Genomic DNA, 24382 nt, shown 5'->3' with positions numbered 1-24382 from the left:
GACGTATTTCCTCGCTGGGCCTTCCGTGACCGGAGGGCCCAGCGTGCTTTTCGCCTCACATTCGGGGCTGTCCCAGGCGGCCGCCCGCACGATACGAGCGGTGAAATAACCACCGCTGCAGCGCATTACACACTCGAAGTTGACTGACCGGGTCCGGAAGGTGGGACTGTCGGGCGCACCCGGCATCATTGGGGTCATGGCAACCCGCGAGCAGGCCCAGGCGATCCTCGAACAACTGGCCGGGCCGGGGGCGGTGCTGCGCGATGACCAGTGGGCTGCGATCGAGGCTCTGGTGGTGCAGCGGCGCCGCGCACTGGTCGTGCAACGCACCGGGTGGGGCAAATCGGCGGTCTACTTCATCGCGGCCAAGCTGCTGCGCGCCTCCGGTCGTGGGGCGACGGTCATCGTGTCCCCGCTCCTGGCATTGATGCGCAACCAGGTGGCGGCCGCCGAGCGGGCCGGGGTGCGGGCCGCCACGATCAACTCCGGCAATGTCACCGAATGGGACGCGATTCACCGGCAGGTGGCCGACGGAGAACTCGACGTACTACTCGTCAGCCCCGAGCGCCTCAACAATCCCGACTTTCGTGACAACGTGCTGCCGGCACTGGCCGCCGATGCGGGTCTGGTGGTGGTCGACGAGGCGCACTGCGTGTCCGACTGGGGACACGACTTCCGGCCGGACTACCGCCGGATTCGTACCCTGATCGCCGAATTGGGTTCCGAGGTACCGGTTCTCGCGACCACTGCGACTGCCAACGACCGGGTGGTCAGTGATGTCGCGGCGCAGTTGGGGGTGGGCGGATCGGATACCTTGGTGCTGCGTGGTGGGCTGGACCGCGAGTCGTTGCGGCTGTCGGTGGTGCAGGTGGGCACCCCCGCGCAGCGGGCCGCGTGGATCGCGGCGCAACTGGACTCCCTGCCCGGCTCGGGCATCATCTACACCCTCACGGTCGCCCAGGCCCACGACGTGGCCGCACTGCTGGCCGAGCGTGGCCACAAGGTGGCCGCCTACACCGGGTCCACCGACACCACAGAACGCGAACAATTGGAAGCCGACTTGCTCGGCAACCGCGTCAAGGCCCTGGTGGCCACGTCCGCGCTGGGCATGGGCTTCGACAAACCCGACCTGGGATTCGTCGTGCACCTGGGGGCGCCGTCGTCGCCGATCGCTTATTACCAGCAGGTGGGGCGCGCCGGGCGCGCGACCGACAGCGCCGAGGTGATCCTGCTTCCCGGCACCGAGGATCAGGACGTCTGGCGGTATTTCGCATCGGTGGCATTCCCGTCTGAATCCATGGTGCGCCATGTCATCGGCGCCTTGGAGTCCGACCGCGCGCAGTCCACCCAGGCGCTGGAACCCCTGGTGGATCTCAACCGGTCCCGCCTGGAGATGGTGCTCAAGGTGCTCGACGTCGACGGCGCGGTCCGCCGCGTGAAGGGCGGCTGGATCGGCACAGGAGTGCCGTGGAGCTACGACGAGGCGCGCTACCAGGCACTGGACCAGGCGCGTCGCCGGGAGCAACAGGCGATGCTGGACTATCAGACCACCGACGGCTGCCGCATGGCCTTCCTGCGTGGCCAACTCGACGATCCCGAGCTGACCGCCGGTGCGCAATGCGGACGCTGTGACAACTGCGCCGGTCGGCAGTACCAGGCCACGGTGGCGGAGGACATCCTCACCGACACCGCGCAACGCCTCTCGAGACCCGGTGTCTTGGTGGCCCCGCGCAAGCAGTGGCCGTCCGGGTTGGCTGCCCTGGGGGTGCCGCTGTCGGGTCGGATCACCGAGGGTGCAGCACCCGGCCGGGCGATCGGCAGACTCACCGATCTCGGCTGGGGAGCGCGGCTACGGCGACTGCTGGCCGAGCCTGACGGCGAGGTACCCGACAACGTGATCGCTGCGGCCGTCGACGTCCTCAAGGCCTGGGACTGGGATCAGCGGCCGGTGGCGGTGATGGGGCTGGATTCTCATACGCACCCGATGCTGATCTCCTCGACTGTGGGGCGTCTGGCCGAGATTGGGCGGCTGACGAATCTCGGCATCCTGAGCTACACCCCTCAACACCGGCCTGTCACCGCTGCGAATTCGGCCTACCGAGTGGCGGCGCTGGACGGTGCCTGGGAACGACCACAACTGGATCCGAAGGGGCCGGTGCTGTTGGTCGACGACATGTCGGACACGGGCTGGACACTGACCATGGCCGCCCGGCTGCTGCGTGATGCCGGTGTGCCCGCGGTCCTGCCGTTGGTGTTGGCAAGCGTCAGCTGAGTCATCTGGCGAAGCTTGACCGGTGTCCCCGGCGAGCGAACTTTTCGGCGTCCGGTTCGGGCGGCAGATATCCGGCGCAAAATAACGCTGCCAGCAATTAAGCTCCGGGTTTATTTCACTAGTCAACGAATTATGTTTACTGTCTCTGCAAGTCCGTGCGCGTATCGCGCCAATAGGCTCGGGTTTCAAGCTGGCTGTAGGCCGCACAAGAGGCGACGATGAAGATCAAGTCGGTGCGGCTACGGTGCGGCGGATTCCGCACCAATTGTTCGCCAGTTTTTGCGTTCGGAAACTTTGAAAACAATGATCTTGATAATGGAACTATCCATTACGTGGCTAACTGTCGGTCGTCGATTCCGATCGTGAATCACGATGAGTTGCGGTTGGCGGATGATTCGCTCGGATTTTGCTGGAACCTCGATGGCGGGAGGTCGGGCTACCCATTGGTGGGGTTGGGGGCTTGTTGGCGTCCCGGTTCTCTTGTGCTCCGCTTCGCTAGATAGAACTACACGCGTGTTCTTGATATGGGCCGCGACCGACGAGCGGCCCTCGAAGCCGGATGTGGCACGGGTGGAATCGGCGTTTCCCGCGTCACTTTTACCCGCGGCCTTGCCGCCGATCGGACGGATCCCAAACGCAGCGGTCGCCGAGTGTTTCACCTGGGAAATGCCTGTGTGAACGGCTAGCGGGGCCGTCCCGACCGCGGGCCTCGACGCTCCCTGGGGGCGACGCTGACCCCGCGGTGTACCCATGCGTTCGCCGAGCAGCGTCCACGTCCTATTTGTGTATTACATGCCAATTGTGTGGGAAGAATTTGGCCACCCGTCCGGGCCGGCCCGGCATCGAGCGGTCGGTGTCGGGGTCGGTGAGTCCAACCTCCGGGGTTACTGAAGGTCGCGAGTGGCGCACGTCAGTGGGGTCTTCGCGGTGAATCTCAACGGCATTTGCTCGCCCCGGGTCGGCCAGTTGATTGAGAAGGTGAATACCCTCAGTACAGCAACAGGAAATGCTTGGATTGCTAATTCTGCACCTCCGTCAAGAAGATGTGGATATGCTGGCGCTCTGCAACAAGACACGTCAAAGCTGGAGTGGGCCACAAGAAACAGACATCGTGGAGATCAGGTGCGGGGCCGATGCCGTGTGTCCGGATTCTCGAACGATATTTACTGGTCGACTCGACGATGGGGGGGACCAGGTGAGCATCAACCCGTTTGACGACGACAACGGCCGTTTTCTCGTCTTGATCAACGACGAGGAGCAACACAGTCTGTGGCCGACCTTCGCCGATGTTCCTGCCGGTTGGAAGGTGGTGTACGGCGAATCGGATCGCGCTGCGTGCCTGGACTACATCGAACAGAACTGGCCGGATATCCGGCCGAAGAGCCTGCGCGACAGATTGGCGCAGACCCAGGGGTCTGACAACTAAATCTGAGAACCAATGGGCCGGGGGGCTGGCAAGAGATTTCGCGGTGGGAGAGTCTGATGCAGCACGTTGAACAGGCGCTGCCGATAACACGCGCACAGCTCGATATATGGCTTGCGCAAGACGTCGCTCGTTCCGGTACGGAGTGGCAACTCGGCTTGTTCGTCAAGATCGTGGGTGAGGTAGACCGCGACGCCCTCGAATGGGCGATCTGTCGTGTGATCCGCGAGGCCGAACCGATGCGGGCCACGTTCTTCGAGTCGGACGGGCAGGTCTTCCAGCGGACGGTCGACTACCCGAGCGTTGAGCTGGCGTTCCACGACCTGACCGGCACCGCCGATCCCGAGCTGAAAGCCCGGGAGCTGGCGGCGGAAATCGAACGTACGCCCTTACCCCTGACGGGTCCGCTGTTCAAATGCGCACTCTTTCAGACCCGTGCCGACGAGCATTTTCTGCTCGCGTGCTGTCACCACATCGTTCTGGATGGAACCGGTATCGCGCTCGTCGGCGCTCGGCTTGCGTCGGTTTACTCGGCACTTGTCACCGGTGCACCCATTCCGCCTGCGATCTTCGGATCGCTGTCGGATCTGATCGCCTGCGAGGCGGACTACGAAGCGTCCGGTGACTACCTCGACGACCAGGAGTACTGGAACCGGCACCTTCCACCGGAAAGTGACCGGCAGCAGTGGTCTGTCGAGACCGACGACAACCATGAGGTTCATTGGCCTACGGCCCCGGTGCAGTTGGATTCCGACCTGCTCCACAGGGTCGACGCGCTGGCCCGGTCGAAGAACGTCCCCCGCTCATCGGTCGTCACCGCGGCGTGTGCACTCCTCGTGCGCGGGTGGTGTGCCGACGGCTCAGACGTCGTGCTCGACTTCCCCGTCAGCCGTCGTGTGCGCCCCGAGTCGCGGACGCTTCCAGGGATGGTGGCGGGGGTTGTGCCGCTGGTGTTGACGGCCCCCCCGGCGTTGTCGATTTCCGATTTCATCGACCATGTCGAGGCGCGCATCCAAGAAGCCGTGCAGCATCAACGGTTTCCGGTGCATGCATTCGAGCGCAAGGTCAACCCGCGCGCAGTGGGGCAGATGGCCAATCGGGTGAGCGTGAACTTCCTTCCGTCGACGTTCAATTTGGACTTTGGTGGTGCGGCGGCGTCGGCGTCGTTGACCAACGCCGGCGTCGTGGGGGGCTTTGGACTGATCTTCTCCAGCGCAGGAGATCAATTGCTTCTCAGCACCATGGGGACCGGCCAGCCGTTCTCCAATTTTGAGGTATCTGAACTTGCGGCCCGGTTGCAGCGGGTGTTGGTGGCGATGACGGCTGATCCGGCTCAGTTGTTGTCGTCGGTGGATGTGCTCGATGTTGCCGAGCGGGCGCGTCTGGATGAGGTTGGTCATCGGGCGGTGCTGACCGAGTCGGTGGTGGAGTCTTCGATTCCGGCATTGTTCGCGGCGCAGGTGGAGCGGGCTCCGGGGGCGGTGGCGGTCAGTTTCGAGGGTCGGTCGATGACATACCGGGACCTGGATGAGGCGTCGAACCGGTTGGCGCGCTTGCTGGTTGCCGAGGGGGCAGGTCCGGGTGGGTGTGTCGGTCTGTTGACGGGGCGTTCGGCCGATGCGGTCGTCGCGATCTTGGGGGTTTTGAAGTCGGGGGCGGCGTATCTGCCGATTGATCCGGTGGTGCCGGATGCGCGCATCGAGTTCATGGTGGCTGATGCGGCGCCGGTGGCGGTGATCACGACCACCGAGCTGAGAGATCGACTCGGCGAGTGTGGCGCAGCGGTCATTGATATCGATGATCCGCGTATCGACGCTCAATCCAGCTCGGCACTGCCGGTCCCGGCACCGGATGATGTTGCGCACGTCATCTACACGTCGGGGACGACGGGTGTGCCGAAAGGCGTTGCGGTTACGCATCAGAACGTGACGCGGTTGTTTGATCGCCTGGATGTGGGTGTGGAGTTGGGTCCGCAGCAGGTGTGGGCTGCGTGTTCGTCGTTGGCTTTCGATTACTCGGTGTGGGAGATCTGGGGGGCGCTGCTGTTCGGCGGCCGTCTGGTGGTGGTGCCCGAGTCGGTGACGCGGTCACCGCAGGACCTGCAGTCGTTGCTGGTTGACCAAGAGGTGACAGTGTTGAGCCAGACTCCTTCGGCGGTAGGGGTTTTGGATCCACAGGTGTTGGGTACGGTGACGTCGTTGATGGTGGCTGCCGAGCCCTGCCCGCCCGATGTGGTGGACAGCTGGGCGCCGGGTCGGGTGTTGATCAATGGTTACGGTCCAACCGAGACGACGGTGTATGCCACGATCAGTGCTCCGCTGGCCCCCGGTTCCAATACCGTCCCGATTGGCGTGCCGGTGCCGGGGGCGGCGTTGTTCGTCCTTGATCGGTGGCTGCGAGAAGTTCCGGTCGGTGTGGTGGGTGAGTTGTATGTGGCCGGCCGCGGTGTGGGCGTCGGGTATCTGGGCCGGGCGGGGTTGACCGGATCTCGGTTTGTTCCTTGCCCGTTCGGCGCACCTGGCGCCCGGATGTATCGGACGGGAGATCTGGTCTCGTGGGGCCCGGACGGGCAGCTGCGGTACGCCGGGCGTGCTGACGAACAGGTCAAGATCCGCGGCTACCGCATCGAACTCGGCGAAATCCAGACAGCGTTGGCCGATCTGGATGGCGTGCAGCAGGCGGTGGCCGTTGTCCGTGAAGACCGCCCAGGTGATAAGCGCCTGGTCGGCTACATCACCGGAACGGCAGATCCGGTGTCGGTACGGTCTGCGTTGGGACAGCGGCTACCGGATTACATGGTGCCTGCGGCGATTGTGATGCTTGAGTCGTTGCCGCTGACCGTCAACGGAAAGCTCGACAAGCGAGCCCTGCCCGCACCCGAATACACGGGCGACCGGTATCGGGCACCGTCGACTGCCACCGAAGAAATCCTGGCCGGCATCTACGCCCAGGTGCTCGGCCTGGAGCGAGTCGGCGTTGACGACTCCTTCTTCGAGCTCGGCGGCGACAGCATCATGGCGATGCGGGTGGCCGCCGCCGTCAACACGAGTTTGTCTGCCGGGCTTGCGGTGCGGACATTGTTCGATGCACCGACTGTCGCGCAGTTGGCCCCGCGCCTCGGCGAGGGATCTGACGGACGTGCGCCGCTCACCGCGGGCGAGCGTCCCGCGGTAGTGCCGCTGTCCTACGCACAGAACCGCATGTGGTTCCTCAACCGGTTCGAGGATGGCGCGGCGACCTACAACATGCCGATCGCATTCCGGATCAACGGCGCATTGGATGTGGGTGCGCTCGATGCGGCGCTTGATGACGTGATCGCCCGGCATGAGTCGCTGCGCACGGTGTTTCCCGATGTCGACGGTGTGCCGTCGCAGAAGGTACTGCCCGCGCAGCCCGGACTGTGGCGCCGCGGCGGGCCGGCGGTGGTGTCGGCAGCGGAAGCCGATGTGGTCGGCGAGTTGATCTCCCTGGCCGAGTACCGATTTGACCTATCGAGTGAGATCCCGATCCGGGTGCAGATCTATGAAGTCGGTCGGCAGCAGTACGTCCTCGGGATCGTATTGCATCACATCGCCTTTGACGGCTGGTCGATGGCCCCGATGGCGCGTGATGTGGGAGAGGCGTATCGGGCGCGGGTACAGGAGCAGGCTCCGGAGCGGGTGCCGCTACCGGTGCAGTACGCCGATTACACTCTGTGGCAGCAAGATTGGCTGGGTTCCGAGTCTGATCGAGACAGTGTGACAGCCCGCCAGCTGGCCTATTGGCGGCAGGAGTTGGCCGACCTTCCTGAGGTGGTGTCACTGCCGGCCGATCGGCCGCGCCCGCCGGTACCGAGTTATCGCGGTGATGCGGTTGATCTGTACATCGGACCGGAGTCGTGGGCGGGAATCAAGGCGGTGGCCGCGGCTCACAACGCGACGGTGTCGATGGTGCTGCAGGCGGCGATGGCAGTGGCGCTGCACCGGGCCGGGGTCGGCGAGGACATCGCGTTGGGCACCCCGATCGCTGGACGCATGGACCAAGCGCTTGACGAGTTGGTCGGGTTCTTTGTCAACTCCTGGGTCCTGCGGGTGGGGGTTGCCCCCGCGCTGCGGTTCAGCGAAGTGCTGGAGCGGGTACGGCAAAAAGCGCTGGATGCCTATGCCAATCAAGACGTGCCTTTCGAGTTGTTGGTGGAGCGGCTCAACCCGACGCGGTCCACGTCGCATCATCCGCTGTTCCAGGTGGCGTTGGCTTTCCAGAACAATGTCCGTCCCACGATCGAACTCGACGAACTCGACGTCGAACCGGTGGCTGCCGATATCCGCACCGCCCGATTCGACTTGGAATTCGATCTGAGGGAGCTGCCCAGCGGGGACACGAGCGTGCTGTTCGACATGAACGCGGCGCCGACTGGTCGCCCCGGTTCGCTGATGGCGGCAGGCACGGTCGCCTATGCCACCGATCTGTATGACCGTTCCAGTGTCGAGCGGCTGGTGGGTTGGTTCGGCCGGGTGGTCGATGCCCTGGTGGCTGATCCGTCGGTGGTGGTGGGCGACGTAGGACTGCTGGATCAGGATGAGCGGGATCTGGTGCTGCACAAGTGGTCTGGTGCCGATATATCCGGACCCGAGGGTTTGGCCCCGGAGTTGCTGGCGGCGGCGGTCACTGCAGATCCGGACGCTGTTGCGGTTGTGGACGGGTCGCGTGAGCTGTCGTACCGGGAATTGGATGAGGTCTCAAATCGGTTGGCACGGGCCTTGATCGAGGTGGGGGTGGGTCCTGAGCGCGCCGTCGGTGTGGCGATGGGCCGCTGCGCCGAGTTGGTGGTCGCGTGGTGGGCGGTGCTCAAGGCCGGTGGGGTGTATGTGCCGGTTGATCCGGCGCATCCGGCCGAGCGGATCTCCACGGTGTTGGACACCGTCGACGCGATTTGCGTGCTCACCTGCGGTGTCGGTGGGGTCGATGGGGCTGGTGGCCGTCTCGTGGTCCCGCTCGATGTGGTGGATCTGTCCGAGCACCGTGCGGATCCCCTTACCGATTCGGATCGGTTGGCGTCATTGAGTATTGACGATGCGGCCTATGTGATCTTCACGTCGGGTTCCACCGGTACGCCGAAGGGCGTGGCGGTCAGCCACGCCGGGATCTTGGGGGTGGCTGCGGCGCATCGTGAATTGTTCGACGTGGGTGCGGGTGCGCGGGTGCTGATGGTGGCGGCACCGACGTTCGACGCCTCGGTGTTCGAATGGTTGTGGGCGGCGGCCTCGGGGGCGGCGTTGGTGGTGGCCCCGCCGGAGTCTTATGCCGGTGAGGCGTTGACCGCGGTCCTTGAAAGCCAGAATGTCACTGCCGGGTTGATCACCCCGACGGTGCTGGCGACGCTGGATCCAGCCCGGATTGATGGACTGGACACGTTGGTCACCGGTGGTGAAGCTTGCCCGGCGGAGTTGGTGGCCGCGTGGGCGCCGGGTCGGCGGATGTTCAACGCGTACGGTCCAACCGAAGTGACCATCTGGGCTACCTGGAGTGCGTTGTCGGCCGGGGAGCCGGTGCGGATCGGTGCCCCGGTCCCGGGTACCTGCGCGCTGGTGCTGGATTCACGGCTGAACCCGGCCCCGGTCGGGGTGGTGGGCGAGCTGTATCTGGCCGGTCCTGTGGTTGCGCGCGGCTACGTGGGCCGGGCGGAACTGACCGCAGACCGATTCGTGGCCAACCCCTTTGGTGCTCCGGGTACCCGCTTGTACCGCACCGGCGACCTGGTGCGGTGGACCTCGGCAGGCAGCCTGCAATACCTGGGTCGTGCCGATGCACAGATCAAACTGCGTGGGCAGCGTTTGGAACTGGGCGAGATCGAGAACACTCTGCTGGCCTGCCCCCAGGTCACACGGGCGGCCGCCGCGGTACATCGGGGTAGCACCGGTGTCGATCATCTGGTCGGCTACATCGCGCTCGAGCACGGCCGTACCGCCGACCACGACGCCGACGTGGTGGACCAGTGGCAAAACATGTACGACGACCTCTATGACGCCGACCTCGAAGAGGTGGAGTTCGGCAATGACTTCCGGGGATGGAACAGCAGTTACACCGACGACGCGATTCCGCTGCACGAGATGGCGGAGTGGCGCGCGGCAACCGTCGACCGGATTCTGGCACTGGGGCCACAGCGGGTCCTGGAACTCGGCGTGGGCTCGGGGCTCTTGCTTTCACAGATTGCCCCGAACTGCGTGGAGTATTGGGGGACAGACTTTTCCGCGCCGACCATCGCGACCTTGCAGACTGCGGTTGCCGGACAGCCATGGGGAGATCGGGTTCATCTGCTGACCCGGCCGGCGCATGTCACCGAAGGGCTGCCGCAGAACCAGTTCGACATGGTGGTGATCAACTCGGTGGTCCAGTACTTCCCGAGCGCGGGGTATCTGGCCGAGGTCATCGACAAGGCAGTGGAGCTGTTAGCTCCGGGCGGAACGTTGTTCGTCGGCGATGTGCGCAACCACAGCCTGCAGGGCGCGTTCCAGACCGGCATCGCGTTGGCACGCAGCAGCTCTGGCACCGACACCGACGACCTTCGTCAACGGGTGCAACGCGCGATCTTGGGTGAGCACGAATTGCTTCTGTCCCCGGAGTTCTTCACGGGCTGGGCGGCCGATCACCCGTCGGTGGGCGGGATAGGTATCCAGGTCAAACGGGGTGAGGCCGACAACGAGCTGACCCGGTACCGCTATGACGTCATCGTCCGCAAGTCGCCCATCCAGGTGTGCTCGCTGGCGGGTGCTCCGACCTGGGCGTGGACGGACTGTGCGGGTCTGAGCGGCCTGCATGCCGAGTTGACGGCCCAGCGCCCGGCCACGGTGCGGGTCAGCGCGATTCCTCGTGCCGGGGTCTTCGCCGATGTGGTGACTGAACAGGCCCTCGCCGCGGGGCTCACACTTGCCGAGGCGCTCGTGCATGCGGACTCGACCATTGCCGCCGAGGATGTCGTCACTCCTGAGCTGCTGTACGGGCTCGGCGAGGCGGCCGGGTACCACGTCGCGGTCACATGGGGTGCGCAACCCGGCACATTGGATGCTGCCTTCATCGCGATCTCCGACGGCGAGGCGATGCCGGCCCTCACCGATCTCTACCAGGCCGCCACCGACTCGCGTCATCGCGGCAGTTACGCCAACGACCCACACACCAACGCAAAGGTCGGCGAGGTGCGCCAGTGGTTGGCCGAACAGTTGCCCGAATACATGGTGCCGACCCAGATCGTGGTGCTCGACGAGTTCCCGTTGACCTCTTCGGGCAAGATCGACCGCAAGGCCCTGCCCGAACCGACATTCGCCGCAACCTCCTTCCGTGCCCCGCAGACAGACACCGAGAAGATCGTTGCCGAGGTGTTCACGGAGGTGCTGGGACTCGGCAGGGCCGGCCTTGATGACGATTTCTTCGCCCTGGGCGGGGATTCGTTGATCGCCATCCGGGTCACAGCGCGCCTGCAGTCGGCGCTCGGTCGGGATGTTCCGGTGCGGTACCTGTTCGACGCACCCACGGTCGGGGGATTCGCCGACTATCTGGACCGGCATCAAGATGGAATAGCCCGCCCATCGCTGACTGTGCAGAAGCGTCCCGAGTCCGTGCCGTTGTCGTATGCCCAGCAACGGTTGTGGTTCTTGGAGCAACTGCAGGGCCCGTCGCCGATCTACAACATGGCGATTGCGTTGCGGCTTCAGGGCCGACTGGATACGGACGCATTGGGCGCGGCGCTGGCCGATGTGGTCGGCCGGCAGGAGAGCTTGCGCACCGTCTTCGGATCGGCTGACGGGGTGCCGCACCAAATTGTTGTCGACGTTGAACAGACTGACTTGAATTGGCGGATCGTTGATGCCGGCGGTTGGTCAGACCGTCAGCTCGATGATGCCATCGATGCGACCGCGGGCCATAGCTTCGACTTGTCGAGTGAGATCCCGATCAAGGCCACCCTGTTCCGCGTTGCCGAGGACGAGCATGTGTTGGCGGCGGTGGTTCACCATATCGCGGCCGATGGTTGGTCGATTGCGCCGCTGGTGCGTGATCTCGGCGCGGCCTATGCGAGCCGGTGTGCCGGTGATGTCCCTGACTGGTCGCCGTTGCCGGTGCAGTACGCCGATTACACGTTGTGGCAGCAGGATTGGTTGGGATCGGTATCTGATCCCGATAGCGTGATCTCGGATCAGTTGGCCTACTGGAGAGATGCGCTGGCCGGGTTGCCGGAGCGGCTGGAGTTGCCCACGGACCGGCCGTATCCGCCGGTGGCCGATTATCAGGGTTCCAGTGTGGTGGTGGACTGGCCTGCTGAGTTGCAGCAGCAGGTGGCGAGGGTGGCGCGTGAGCACAACGCAACCAGTTTCATGGTGGTTCAGGCCGCACTGGCGGCGTTGCTGGCACAGTTGAGCGCCAGTTCCGATGTGGCGGTCGGTATCGCGTCGGCCGGCCGCGGTGAGCCCGCACTGGACGAGTTGGTCGGGTTCTTCGTCAACACGTTGGTGTTGCGGGTGGATGTGGGTGGGGACCCAACGGTCGCCGAACTCTTGGAGCAGGTACGCCAGCGTGCTTTGGCGGCGTTCGAACATCAGGATGTGCCGTTCGAGGTACTGGTGGAGCGGCTCAACCCGGCTCGCAGCCTCACCCATCATCCACTCGTGCAGGCCATGGTGACCTGGCAGAACCTGCCATGGCAGCATGGCGATCCGGTCGCCGGGCTGGCGCTGGGTGATGTGCAGGTCACCCCGTTGGAGGCGGAAACCCGCTCTGCCCGTATGGATCTGGTGTTCTCTCTGGCCGAACGCTTCAGCGACACCGGTACGCCGGCCGGGATCGACGGGGTGGTCGAGTTCCGTACCGACGTGTTCGACGCGGCAAGCATCGAAACGCTGATCGAGCGGTTGCAGCGGGTATTGGTGGAGATGACGGCCGACACGACTCAGCGCTTGTCGGCAGTGGGCATGCTCGAGGTTGCCGAGCAGGCACGGCTGGATGAGATCGGTCATCGGGCGGTGCTGGACCGGCCGGTGGTGGAGTCCTCGATTCCGGAGGTGTTCACCGCGCGGGTGGCGCAGGCTCCGGACGCGGTGGCGCTACGTTTCGACGGTCGGTCGATGACCTACCGCGAGTTGGATGAGGCGTCGAACCGGTTGGCGCGCGTGTTGATCAGCGAGGGCGCCGGTCCGGGTGCGTGCGTCGGCCTGTTGACGGGTCGTTCAGCCGATGCGGTCGTCGCGATATTGGCTGTGCTCAAGACGGGGGCAGCGTATCTGCCGATCGATCCGGCTGTGCCAGATGCCCGCGTCGAGTTCATGTTGGCCGATGCGAAGCCGGCGGCGGTGGTGACCACCACGGAGTTGGCCGAGCGGATTCATGGGCGTGGCGTGCCGGTCGTCGAGGTCGACGATCCCCGTATCGATGTGCAGCCGGCCACCGCACTGCCCGTCCCTGCGCCGGACGATATCGCTCACATCATCTACACCTCCGGTACGACAGGTGTACCGAAAGGCGTTGCGGTTACGCATCAGAACGTGACGCGACTTTTTGACGGCCTTGATGTGGGTGTGGAGTTGGGCCCGGGCCAGGTGTGGGCCCAATGTTCGTCGCTGGCGTTCGATTACTCGGTGTGGGAGATCTGGGGAGCGCTGCTGTTCGGCGGCCGGCTGGTGGTGGTGCCCGAGCAGACCACACACTCGCCGCAAGATCTACAGGCACTTCTGGTCGGCGAGCATGTCAGTGTGTTGAGCCAAACCCCCTCGGCGGTAGGGATGTTGGCATCGGAAGGGCTGGAGTCAGCCGCGTTGATGGTGGCTGCTGAGCCTTGTCCTGCCGAGGTGGTGGATCGTTGGGCGCCGGGCCGGGTGATGATCAACGGGTACGGGCCGACCGAAACCACGGTGTATGCCACGATCAGCGCCCCCTTGCAGGCGGGTGCGGGTGTGGTGCCGATCGGCGTGCCGGTACCGGGGGCAGCGTTGTTCGTCCTTGATCGGTGGCTGCGAGAAGTCCCTGCCGGCGTGGTCGGTGAGCTATATGTGGCCGGCCGCGGTGTCGGTGTCGGATATCTGGGCCGGGCGGGCCTGAGCGGCTCCCGGTTTGTGGCGTGTCCCTTTGCATCCGGTGTGCGGATGTATCGGACCGGCGATCTGGTCTCGTGGGGCCCGGACGGGCAGCTGCGGTACGCCGGGCGTGCTGATGAACAGGTCAAGATCCATGGCTACCGCATCGAACTCGGCGAAATCCAAACAGCGCTGGCCGATCTAGATGGTGTCGAGCAGGCGGTTGTGATCGCGCGCGAGGACCACCCCGGGGACAAGCGCCTGGTCGGCTACGTCACCGGCACCGCGGATCCGGCGCACGTACGGACGGCGCTGGCCGAGCGGCTTCCCGCCTACATGGTGCCTGCCGCGGTCGTGGTCCTCGATGCGCTGCCGCTGACCGTCAACGGCAAGCTCGACAAACGAGCTTTGCCGGAGCCGGAGTACGTCGATACGGATCATTACCGTGCTCCTACGACTCCCACCGAAGAAATCCTGGCCGGCATCTACGCACAGGTGCTCGGGCTGGAACGCGTCGGAATAGAGGACTCGTTCTTCGACCTCGGCGGTGATTCCCTGTCGGCGATGCGACTGATCGCCGCGGTCAACACCAGCCTGGACGCCGACGTGGGCGTCCGTACCCTGTTCGACTCTCCCACGATTGCTCAACTGGCACCGCAGATCAAGGCGGGCACGGGCGGACGTCAGCGGCTGACCCCTCGACAGCGTCCAGCTGTCATCCCGTTGTCCTACGCCCAACAGCGGTTGTGGTTCCTGGAGCAGTTGCAGGGGCCGTCGGCGATTTACCACATGCCGGTCGCATTGCGGTTGAGCGGTCGGCTGGATGCCGATGCGCTGGGGCGGTCACTGGCGGACGTAGTGGGGCGACACGAGACTTTGCGCACTGTATTCGGCGCGGTCGACGGTATTCCGCAGCAACTGGTGATGCCGGCCGGGCAGGCAGAACTGGCCTGGCAGATCGTTGACGCCACCGGATGGTCGACAGATCGATTGGAAGAGGCAGCCGGAGCGGTGGCGCGTCGCCCATTTGATCTCAGTGGCGAGATCCCATTGCGTGCAACCCTGTTCCGGGTCGATGAGGACGAACATGTGCTGGTGGCGGTGGTTCACCATATCGCTGCCGATGGTTGGTCGATCACGCCGTTCGTGGCCGATCTGGATGCGGCCTACGCGAGCCGGTGCGCGGGTCGCGCCCCCGATTGGTCACCGTTGCCGGTGCAGTATGCCGATTACACGTTGTGGCAGCAGGACTGGCTGGGCTCGGAGTCTGATCCGGACAGTGTGATCGCCACGCAGTTGGCCTACTGGGAGCAGGCATTGGCGGGGTTGCCGGACCGATTGGAGTTGCCGACGGACCGGCCGTATCCGCCGGTGGCCGATTATCAGGGTTCCAGTGTGGTGGTGGACTGGCCTGCTGAGTTGCAGCAGCAGGTGGCGAGGGTGGCGCGTGAGCACAACGCAACCAGTTTCATGGTGGTTCAGGCCGCACTGGCGGCGTTGCTCGCGCAGTTGAGCGCCAGTTCCGATGTGGCGGTGGGAATTGCGACCGCTGGACGCAGTGATCCGGGACTTGACGAACTGGTGGGATTCTTCGTCAACACCCTGGTTCTGCGGCTGGATCTGGCCGGCGATCCCACCGTTTCTGACCTGCTGGGGCAGGTGCGTCAGCGCGGCCTGGCGGCGTTCGAACATCAGGATGTGCCGTTTGAGTTGCTGGTGGAGCGGCTCAACCCGGCTCGCAGCCTGACGCATCATCCGCTCGTACAGGTGATGGTGTCGTGGCAGAACTTTGCCGCGGATCAGGCTTCCAGTTTGGTGCTCGGCAATGTCCAGGCCACGCCCTTGGATGCGGAAACCCGAACCGCACGTATGGATCTGGTGTTCTCCCTGGCTGAACGCTTCACGGAGACCGGTGCCCCGGCCGGGATCGGCGGCGTAGTCGAGTTCCGTACCGATGTATTCGACGCTCCCGGCATTCACACCCTGCTGGTGCGGTTGCAACGGGTATTGGTGGCCATGACGGCCGACACGACGATGCGGTTGTCGTCCGTGGATGTGCTCGACGCCGCTGACTGTGCGCGCCTGGATGAGGTTGGTCATCGGGCGGTGCTGGACCGGCCGGTGGTGGAGTCCTCGATTCCGGAGGTTTTCGCCGCGCAGGTGGCGCAGGCTCCGGATGCCGTAGCGGTACGTTTCGACGGTCGGTCGATGACCTACCGCGAGCTTGATGAGGCGTCGAACCGCCTGGCGCGCACGTTGATAGACCAGGGTGCCGGCTCCGGCGAGTGCGTGGCGCTGCTGCTCGAGCGCTCGGCGCAGGCTGTTGTGGCGATCTTGGCAGTGCTCAAGACGGGGGCAGCGTATCTGCCGATCGATCCGGGGCATCCCGACGCCCGGGTCGAGTTCATGCTGGCTGATGCGATGCCGGTCGCGGCCATCACCACGGGTGGGTTGGCCGAGCGGTTGGGCGGATGCGGCGTGCCGGTGGTCGAGGTCGACGATCCCCGTATCGATGTGCAGCCCGCCGTCGCTTTGCCGGTGCCAGCGCCGGACGATGTCGCGCACATCATTTACACGTCGGGAACGACGGGGGTGCCGAAAGGCGTTGCAGTTACGCATCAGAACGTGACGCGGCTTTTCGACGGCCTTGATGTGGGCGTGGAGTTGGGGCCGCAGCAGGTGTGGGCGGCGTGTTCGTCGCTGGCGTTCGACTACTCGGTGTGGGAGATCTGGGGGGCCCTGCTGTTCGGCGGGCGTCTGGTGGTGGTGCCGGAACAGGTCACTCGCTCACCGCAGGAGCTGCAGGACTTGGTTGTCACCGAGCGGGTGACCGTGTTGAGTCAGACTCCCTCTGCCGTGGGGGTTTTGGATCCTGCCGTTCTGGGTTCGGTGTCGGCGTTGATGGTGGCGGCTGAGCCGTGCCCGGTCGACGTGGTGGACCGCTGGGCTCCGGGGCGGGTGTTGATCAATGGGTACGGGCCGACGGAGACGACGGTGTATGCCACGATCAGTGCCCCGCTACAGGCCGGGTCGGGTGTGGTGCCGATCGGTGTGCCGGTGCCCGGTGCCGGCTTGTTTGTGTTGGATCGGCGGTTGCGTCCCGTGCCTCTGGGTGTTGTGGGTGAGCTGTATGTGGCCGGCCGCGGCGTCGGTGTCGGATATGTACGGCGGTCCGGTCTGACTGGATCACGTTTTGTTCCTTGTCCGTTCGGCGCACCTGGCGCCCGGATGTATCGGACGGGAGACCTGGTCTCGTGGGGCCAGGATGGCCAGTTGCGGTATGCCGGGCGTGCCGATGAGCAGGTCAAGATCCGCGGCTATCGCATCGAACTCGGTGAAATCCAAACAGCACTCGCCGATCTCGATGGGGTGCAGCAGGCGGTGGTGATCGCCCGTGAGGATCGTCCGGGCGACAAGCGCCTGGTCGGTTACCTGACCGGAACCGCTGACCCATCCGAGGTCCGCGTGCAGCTTTCACGGCGGCTGCCGGCCTATATGGTGCCCGCGGCGGTGGTACCGCTCGACGCGCTGCCACTGACCGTCAACGGCAAGCTCGACAAACGAGCTCTGCCCGCACCGGAGTACAGCGACACCGACCACTACCGTGCCCCGACCACTGCCACCGAAGAAATCCTCGCCGGCATCTACGCCGAGGTTCTCGGGATCGACCGCGTCGGGATCGATGACTCCTTCTTCGACCTCGGCGGAGACTCACTGTCGGCGATGCGACTCATCGCCGCGGTCAACACCAGCCTGGACGTCGATATGGCCGTCCGCGCCCTGTTCGACGCACCCACCGTCAGCCAACTCGCACCCCGCATCGGCACCGGCTCCAGTGGACGCGAACCGCTACTGCCGCAACAGCGGCCGGCCGTCATCCCGTTGTCCTATGCCCAACAGCGGCTGTGGTTCCTCAACCGGTTCGAGGGCGGGGCGGCGACCTACAACATGCCGATCGCGTTCCGGATCAATGGCGCGTTGGACCTGGAGGCGCTCGATGCGGCTCTGGATGATGTGGTCACCCGCCACGAGTCACTGCGCACGGTGTTCCCCGACGTCGATGGTGTGCCGTCACAGAAGGTGCTGCCGACGCAGCCGGGGCTGTGGCGTCGCGGAGGCCAGGCGGTGGTGCCGGTAGCCGAGGACGATGTTGTCGGCGAGTTGATCACTCTGGCGGGGTACCGGTTCGATCTGGCCACGGAAATCCCGATGCGGGCGCAGATCTATGCGGTCGGCCCCGAACAGTACGTGCTCGGAATTGTTCTGCACCATATCGCCTTCGATGGCTGGTCGATGGCGCCGATGGTCCGGGACGTGGGCGTCGCCTATGCCGCCCGGTGCGGCGGGCAGGTCCCTGCCTGGTCACCGTTGCCGGTGCAGTACGCCGATTACACGCTGTGGCAGCGCGAACATCTGGGAGATATCGCCGATCCGGACAGCCGTATTTCTGAGCAGTTGGCCTATTGGCGGCAGGAGTTGGCGGGCCTACCGGAAGTGGTGTCGCTGCCCACGGATCGGCCGCGCCCGCCGGCGCCCAGCTACTGCGGCGACGGAGTGGACCTGCGCATCGATCCCCAGACCTGGGCCGGGCTCAAGGCGGTGGCCGCGGCGCACAACGCAACGGTGTCGATGGTCTTGCAGGCCGTGATGTCGGTGGTGATGCACCGGGCGGGGGTCGGTGACGACATCGCGCTGGGTACCCCGATCGCCGGTCGCAATGATCAGGCGCTCGAGGATCTGGTCGGGTTCTTCGTCAACACCTGGGTGTTGCGGGTGGCGCTGGACTCACAGCAGCGGTTCAGCGATGTGGTCGATCAGGTGCGTCGGAAGGCGCTGGATGGGTACACAAACCAGGATGTGCCGTTCGAGTTGCTGGTGGAGCGGCTCAACCCGACACGGTCCACGTCGCACCATCCGCTGTTCCAGGTGGCCCTGGTCTACCAGAACAACGTGCGCCCCGAGGTGATCCTGGAGGGCGCCGGCATCGAGCCGATGTCGATGGTCACCCGCACTGCCAAGTTCGATCTGGATGTCGACATCAGGGAGGTGCCCGACGAGGAGTCGGGCGCGCCGAGGGCCGCCGGAGTGCTGACCTATGCCACGGATCTGTTCGATCGATCCACGATCGAGCGGTTGGTGGGTTGGTTCGGCCGGGTGGCCGAGGCTGTGGTGGCCGATTCGTCGGTGGTGGTGGGCGAGGTGGGCCTGCTGGATCACGAAGAGCGGGATTTGGTGTCGCACAAGTGGTCTGGTGCTGATGTCATCGCGCCGGTCGGGTTGGGCCCGGAGTTGTTGGCTGCGGCGGTGGCTGCCGGACCGGATGGTTTGGCGGTTGTCGATGGGCCGCGTGAATGGACGTACCGGGAGCTGGATGAGGCTTCCAACCGGCTCGCGCGGGTATTGATCGACGTCGGGGTGGGGCCTGAGCGTGCGGTCGGTGTGGCGCTGGGCCGGTGTGCGGAGTTGGTGATCGCATGGTGGGCGGTGCTGAAGGCCGGTGGGGTGTATGTGCCGGTGGATCGGGCGCACCCGGCCGAGCGGATCGGCACCGTGCTGGACACCGCGGAGGCGGTGTGTGTACTGACCCGTGGCGCCGACCCTGTGGCCGGAGCCGGCACTCGCCCGGTCTTGGACGTCGACGCACTGGACGTGTCGAGAATCTCTGCGGAACCGATCAGCGACGCGGATCGGTTGGCGCCATTGAGTATTGACGATGCTGCCTATGTGATCTTCACATCGGGTTCCACCGGTACGCCGAAGGGTGTGGCGGTCAGCCATGCCGGGGTTCTGGGGGTGGCCGCGGCCCATCGCGAGCTGTTCGGGGTGGGTGCGGGTGCGCGGGTGCTGATGGTGGCAGCGCCGACGTTCGATGCCTCGGTGTTCGAATGGTTATGGGCGGCCGCTTCGGGGGCGGCGTTGGTGGTGGCACCGCCGGATTCCTATGCGGGCGAGGCGCTGACGGCGGTGATCGAGGATCAGCGGGTCGAAGCCGCGTTGATCACCCCGACTGTGGTGGCAACGCTCGACCGCACCCGGTTGGGCGGGTTGCGAACATTGGTCACCGGTGGTGAGGCCTGCCCGGCCGAGTTGGTGGCCGCGTGGGCGCCGGATCGGCGGATGTTCAACGCGTACGGTCCGACCGAGGTCACCATCTGGGCTACCTGGAGTTCGTTGTCGGTCGGGGAGCCGGTGCGGATCGGCGCCCCGGTCCCGGGTACCTGCGCGCTGGTGCTGGACGCGCGGCTGAACCCGACCCCGGTCGGAGTGGTGGGTGAGCTGTATCTGGCCGGTCCTGTGGTTGCGCGCGGCTATGTGGGCCGCGCGGAACTGACCGCAGACCGATTCGTGGCCAACCCCTTTGGTGCCCCCGGCACTCGCCTGTACCGCACCGGAGACCTGGTGCGCTGGACCTCGGCAGGGAGCCTGGACTACCTGGGTCGTGCGGATGCTCAGGTGAAGCTGCGCGGACAGCGGCTGGAATTGGGGGAGATCGAGAACACCCTGCTGGCCTGCCCGCAAGTCAGCCGTGCCGCTGCCGCGGTCTACCACAACGATGCCGCTGATCACCTGGTCGCTTATGTCGCCTTGGAGCGCGCCAGCAGTGCTGATCATGATGCGGAAGTCGTCGATCAGTGGCAACACGTCTACGACGAGCTCTATGACGCCGACCTCGATGTGGTCGAGTTCGGCAGCGATTTCCGGGGCTGGAACAGCAGTTACACCGGGGACCCGATTCCGCTGGATCAGATGCAGGAATGGCGCTCAGGTGCCGTCGATCGGATTCTGGCGCTTCGGCCTGAGCGGGTACTCGAGCTCGGCGTGGGTTCGGGGCTCGTACTCTCGCAGATCGCTCCGAAGTGCGTGGAGTATTGGGGGACAGACTTTTCCGCGCCGACCATCCGGACATTGGAATCGGCGGTGGCCGGGCAACCATGGGGAGACCGGGTCCGGTTGCAGGTGCAGCCGGCCGATGTGGTCGACGGGCTGCCGCAAGGATACTTCGACACGATCATCATCAACTCGGTCATCCAGTACTTCCCCAATGCGGTTTATCTGACCGAAGTCATGGACCACGCTGTGGAGCTGTTGGCCCCGGGCGGAACGTTGTTCGTCGGCGATGTGCGCAACCACAGCCTGCAAGGTGCATTCCAGACGGGTATCGCGTTGGCGCGCAGCGGCTCCGGTACGGACACTGACGATCTCCGCCAGCGTGTGCAGCGCGCGGTCCTCGGTGAACCCGAGCTGCTGCTGTCCCCTGAATTCTTCTCCACCTGGGCGGCCGAGCATCCTGTGGTTGGCGGATTGGGCATCCAGGTCAAGCGTGGGGAGGCCGACAATGAGCTGACCCGGTACCGCTACGACGTCGTCGTCCACAAGTCGCCCACCCAGGTGTGCTCGCTGGCCGACGCACCCATCTGGGCATGGACCGACTGTGCGGGGCTGAGCGGGCTGCATGTCGAGTTGACGACCCAGCGGCCGCGAGCGGTGCGGGTCAGTGCGATTCCCCGTGCCGGGGTGATCGCCGACGTGTTGCTCGAACACGCCCTTACCGCTGGGCATTCGGTGACCGAGGCGTTGGCCCAAGTCGATGCCGACGCCTCGGCAGCTGACGCGGTCACACCCGAACTCTTGTATCAGATAGGTGATGCGGCCGGGTACCACGTCGCAGTCACCTGGGGCGCGCACCCCGGTACCGTCGACGCGGTCTTCGTCGCTGCCACCGGTGAGGGGCGCACGCCGGTGCTGACCGACCTGTACCTATTGGCGGGCGGGTCGCATGAGCGCAGCGCCTACGCCAATGATCCGGACACCAACAGCAAGGTCAGCGAGGTACGGCAGTGGTTGGCCGCTAGATTGCCCGAATACATGGTGCCGAGCCAGATTGTGGTGCTCGAGGAGTTCCCGTTGACGTCCTCGGGCAAGACCGACCGCAAGGCCCTACCCGAGCCGGTGTTCTCGGCCACCACATTCAGGTCGCCACAGACGCCGACGGAGAAGACGGTCGCCGAGGTGTTCGCCGAGGTGCTCGGCCTCGACCAGGTCGGCCTGGATGATGATTTCTTCGCCCTGGGCGGGGATTCATTGATCGCCATCCGGGTCAGCGCGCGCCTGCAGTCGGCGCTCGGTAAGGACGTGCCCGTCCGGTTCCTGTTCGACACACCCACCGTCGGAGGGCTGGCCGGCTGCCTGGACCGCCAACAGAGCGACGCGGTACGCCCGCCGCTGCAGGTGATGCCACGCCCGCAGACCATCCCCTTGTCATACGCCCAGCAGCGGTTGTGGTTCTTCGACCAATTGAACGGCCCATCACCGGTTTACAACCTGGCCGTGGGCTTGCAACTGAGCGGGGATCTCGATCCCGTTGCGCTCGGCCAGGCGCTGGCAGATGTGGTGGGTCGCCACGAAAGCCTGCGCACACTGTTCACCTTGGCCGGCGATGCGCCCCAGCAACTGGTGGTGCCGGCCGAAAGCGCCAACGTGTGCTGGCAGGTGGTCGATGCGGCCGACTGGCCCGCAGACCGGTTGGTCGAGGCCGCCGGTGCAGTCGCGCGTCACCCGTTCGACTTGTCGGCCGAATTGCCCCTGAAGGCCACGCTGTTCCGTGTCGCCGAGGATGAACATGTGCTGGTGGCGGTGGTGCACCACATCGCTGCTGATGGCTGGTCGGTGACCCCGTTGGTGGCGGATCTCGGCGCGGCCTACGCCAGTCGATGCGCGGGCCAGCTCCCCGACTGGTCACCCCTGCCGGCCCAGTACGCGGACTACACGCTGTGGCAACGTTCGTACCTGGGTGATCTCTCCGACACCGACAGTCGCATCTCCGGGCAGTTGGCGTACTGGGAGGAAGCGTTGGCCGGGCTGCCGGAGCGGCTGGAGTTGCCGACGGACCGGCCGTATCCGCCGGTGGCGGACTATCGCGGGGCCGCCCTGGTGGTCGAGTGGCCCGCCGAGCTGCAGCAGCGGATCGCCCGGCTTGCTCGTCAGCAGAATGCGACCAGTTTCATGGTGGTACAGGCCGGGCTGGCGCTGCTGCTGTCGAAGCTGGGCGCGAGCTCCGATGTGGCGGTGGGTATCTCGATCGCCGGCCGCACAGATCCGGCGTTGGACAACCTCGTCGGGTTCTTCGTCAATACCTTGGTGCTACGCGTCGACTTCGCCGGAGATCCGACCATCGGCGAGCTGCTGGACCAGGTGCGGCAGCGCGGCCTGGAAGCCATCGAGCACCAGGATGTGCCGTTCGAAGTTGTGGTGGATCGGCTCAACCCGACCCGCAGCCTGACCCATCATCCGCTGGTACAGGTCATGTTGTCCTGGCAGAACCTGGCCTGGCAGCACAGTGCCGATACCGCAGGTGGCCTGACGCTGGGGAATGCACGGGTGACACCGCTGCCCGCGCAGACCCACACCGCGCGTACGGACCTGACATTCGCGTTGGGGGAGCGGTGGAGTCAGACCGGTGAGCCGGCCGGGATCGGAGGGACAGTGGAGTTTCGTACCGATGTCTATGACGAGGCGACCGTCGAGCGACTGATCGATCGGTTGCGGCGGGTGCTGATGGCTATGACCGCCGAGGCGGAGGCGTCGTCGTGACTGCTGATCTGACCCGGCGTTTGTCATCGATGGATTTCTTGGACGAGGACGAACACTCCCAGTTGTTCGAGTGGGGTAATCGCGCGGTGTTGACTGAGCCGATCGTTGTGTCGGCGTCGATTCCGGGGTTGTTCGCTGCGCAGGTGGCTCGTGCGCCGGAGGCGGTGGCGGTGACCTTCGGCGGTCGCTCGATGTCATATCGCGAGTTGGACGACGAATCAAATCGGTTGGCGCACACGCTCGTTGACCTCGGTGCGAGGCCGGGGCAGTGTGTGGCGGTATTGTTGCCCCGGTCGGCAGAGGCCGTTGTCGCGATTCTGGCGGTGCTCAAGTCGGGGGCGGCATATCTGCCGATCGATGCGATGCATCCTGATGCGCGGATCCGGTTCATGCTCGATGATGCGGCGCCGGTTGTGGCGGTGACCACGAGTGGTTTGGCCGGACGGCTGACGGATTGCGTTGTGACGATTGTCGATATCGACGATCCGGGTATCGTTGCGCACACCGGCCCGTTGCCCGCGACTGTCGCCGACGATGTTGCCTATTTGATTTACACGTCGGGCACGACTGGTGTGCCGAAGGGTGTGGCGATCACTCATCGCAACGTGGCTCGGCTGTTGGGGACGTTGGATGCGGAGTTGGGGCTGGCGGGTCAGGTTTGGACGCAGTGTCATTCGTTGGCGTTCGACTATTCGGTGTGGGAGATATGGGGGGCGTTGCTGTTTGGCGGGCGGTTGGTGGTGGTGCCTGAGGTGGTGACACGAGCGCCCGAAGAGTTGCTCGCCTTGTTGGTCGCTGAGCAGGTGACGGTGTTGAGTCAGACGCCGTCGGCGTTTTTTGCGTTGCAGTCGGCTGATGCGTTGCTTCCTGAGTTGGGCCGTCAGTTGAAGTTGGAGACGGTGGTTTTTGGTGGGGAAGCTCTTGAGCCGCAGCGGCTTCGGGGGTGGTTGGAGGGTCATCAGGGGTCGGCGCGGTTGATCAATATGTATGGGATTACCGAGACGACGGTGCATGCGTCGTTCCGGGAGATCGTCGCGGGTGATGTTGAGGGCAGTGTGA

Annotated in this window: 2 protein-coding genes and 2 pseudogenes; all 4 read left to right on the top strand. The window is 65.1% G+C overall.

What is annotated here, in order from left to right:
• Positions 1-196: 196 nt before the first annotated feature.
• Entirely contained in the window at positions 197-2272 is a 2076-nt protein-coding gene (locus AB0I14_RS20895) for a RecQ family ATP-dependent DNA helicase (protein ID WP_358025527.1), read from the top strand.
• Between the two features lie 1195 nt (positions 2273-3467).
• Entirely contained in the window at positions 3468-3698 is a 231-nt protein-coding gene (locus AB0I14_RS20890; RefSeq protein WP_358026354.1) for an MbtH family protein, read from the top strand.
• Positions 3699-3754: 56 nt separating this feature from the next.
• Positions 3755-10159, top strand: a pseudogene (locus tag AB0I14_RS20885) (amino acid adenylation domain-containing protein); the annotation flags it as partial.
• Positions 10160-10864: 705 nt separating this feature from the next.
• Positions 10865-24382 (top strand): annotated as a pseudogene (locus AB0I14_RS20880) (amino acid adenylation domain-containing protein); the annotation flags it as partial.

The sequence above is a fragment of the Mycobacterium sp. NPDC050441 genome, assembly GCF_040655355.1.
Taxonomy (GTDB): domain Bacteria; phylum Actinomycetota; class Actinomycetes; order Mycobacteriales; family Mycobacteriaceae; genus Mycobacterium.
Note: the sequence above shows the minus strand (reverse complement) of the source record. Positions and strands in the feature narration are given on the sequence as shown.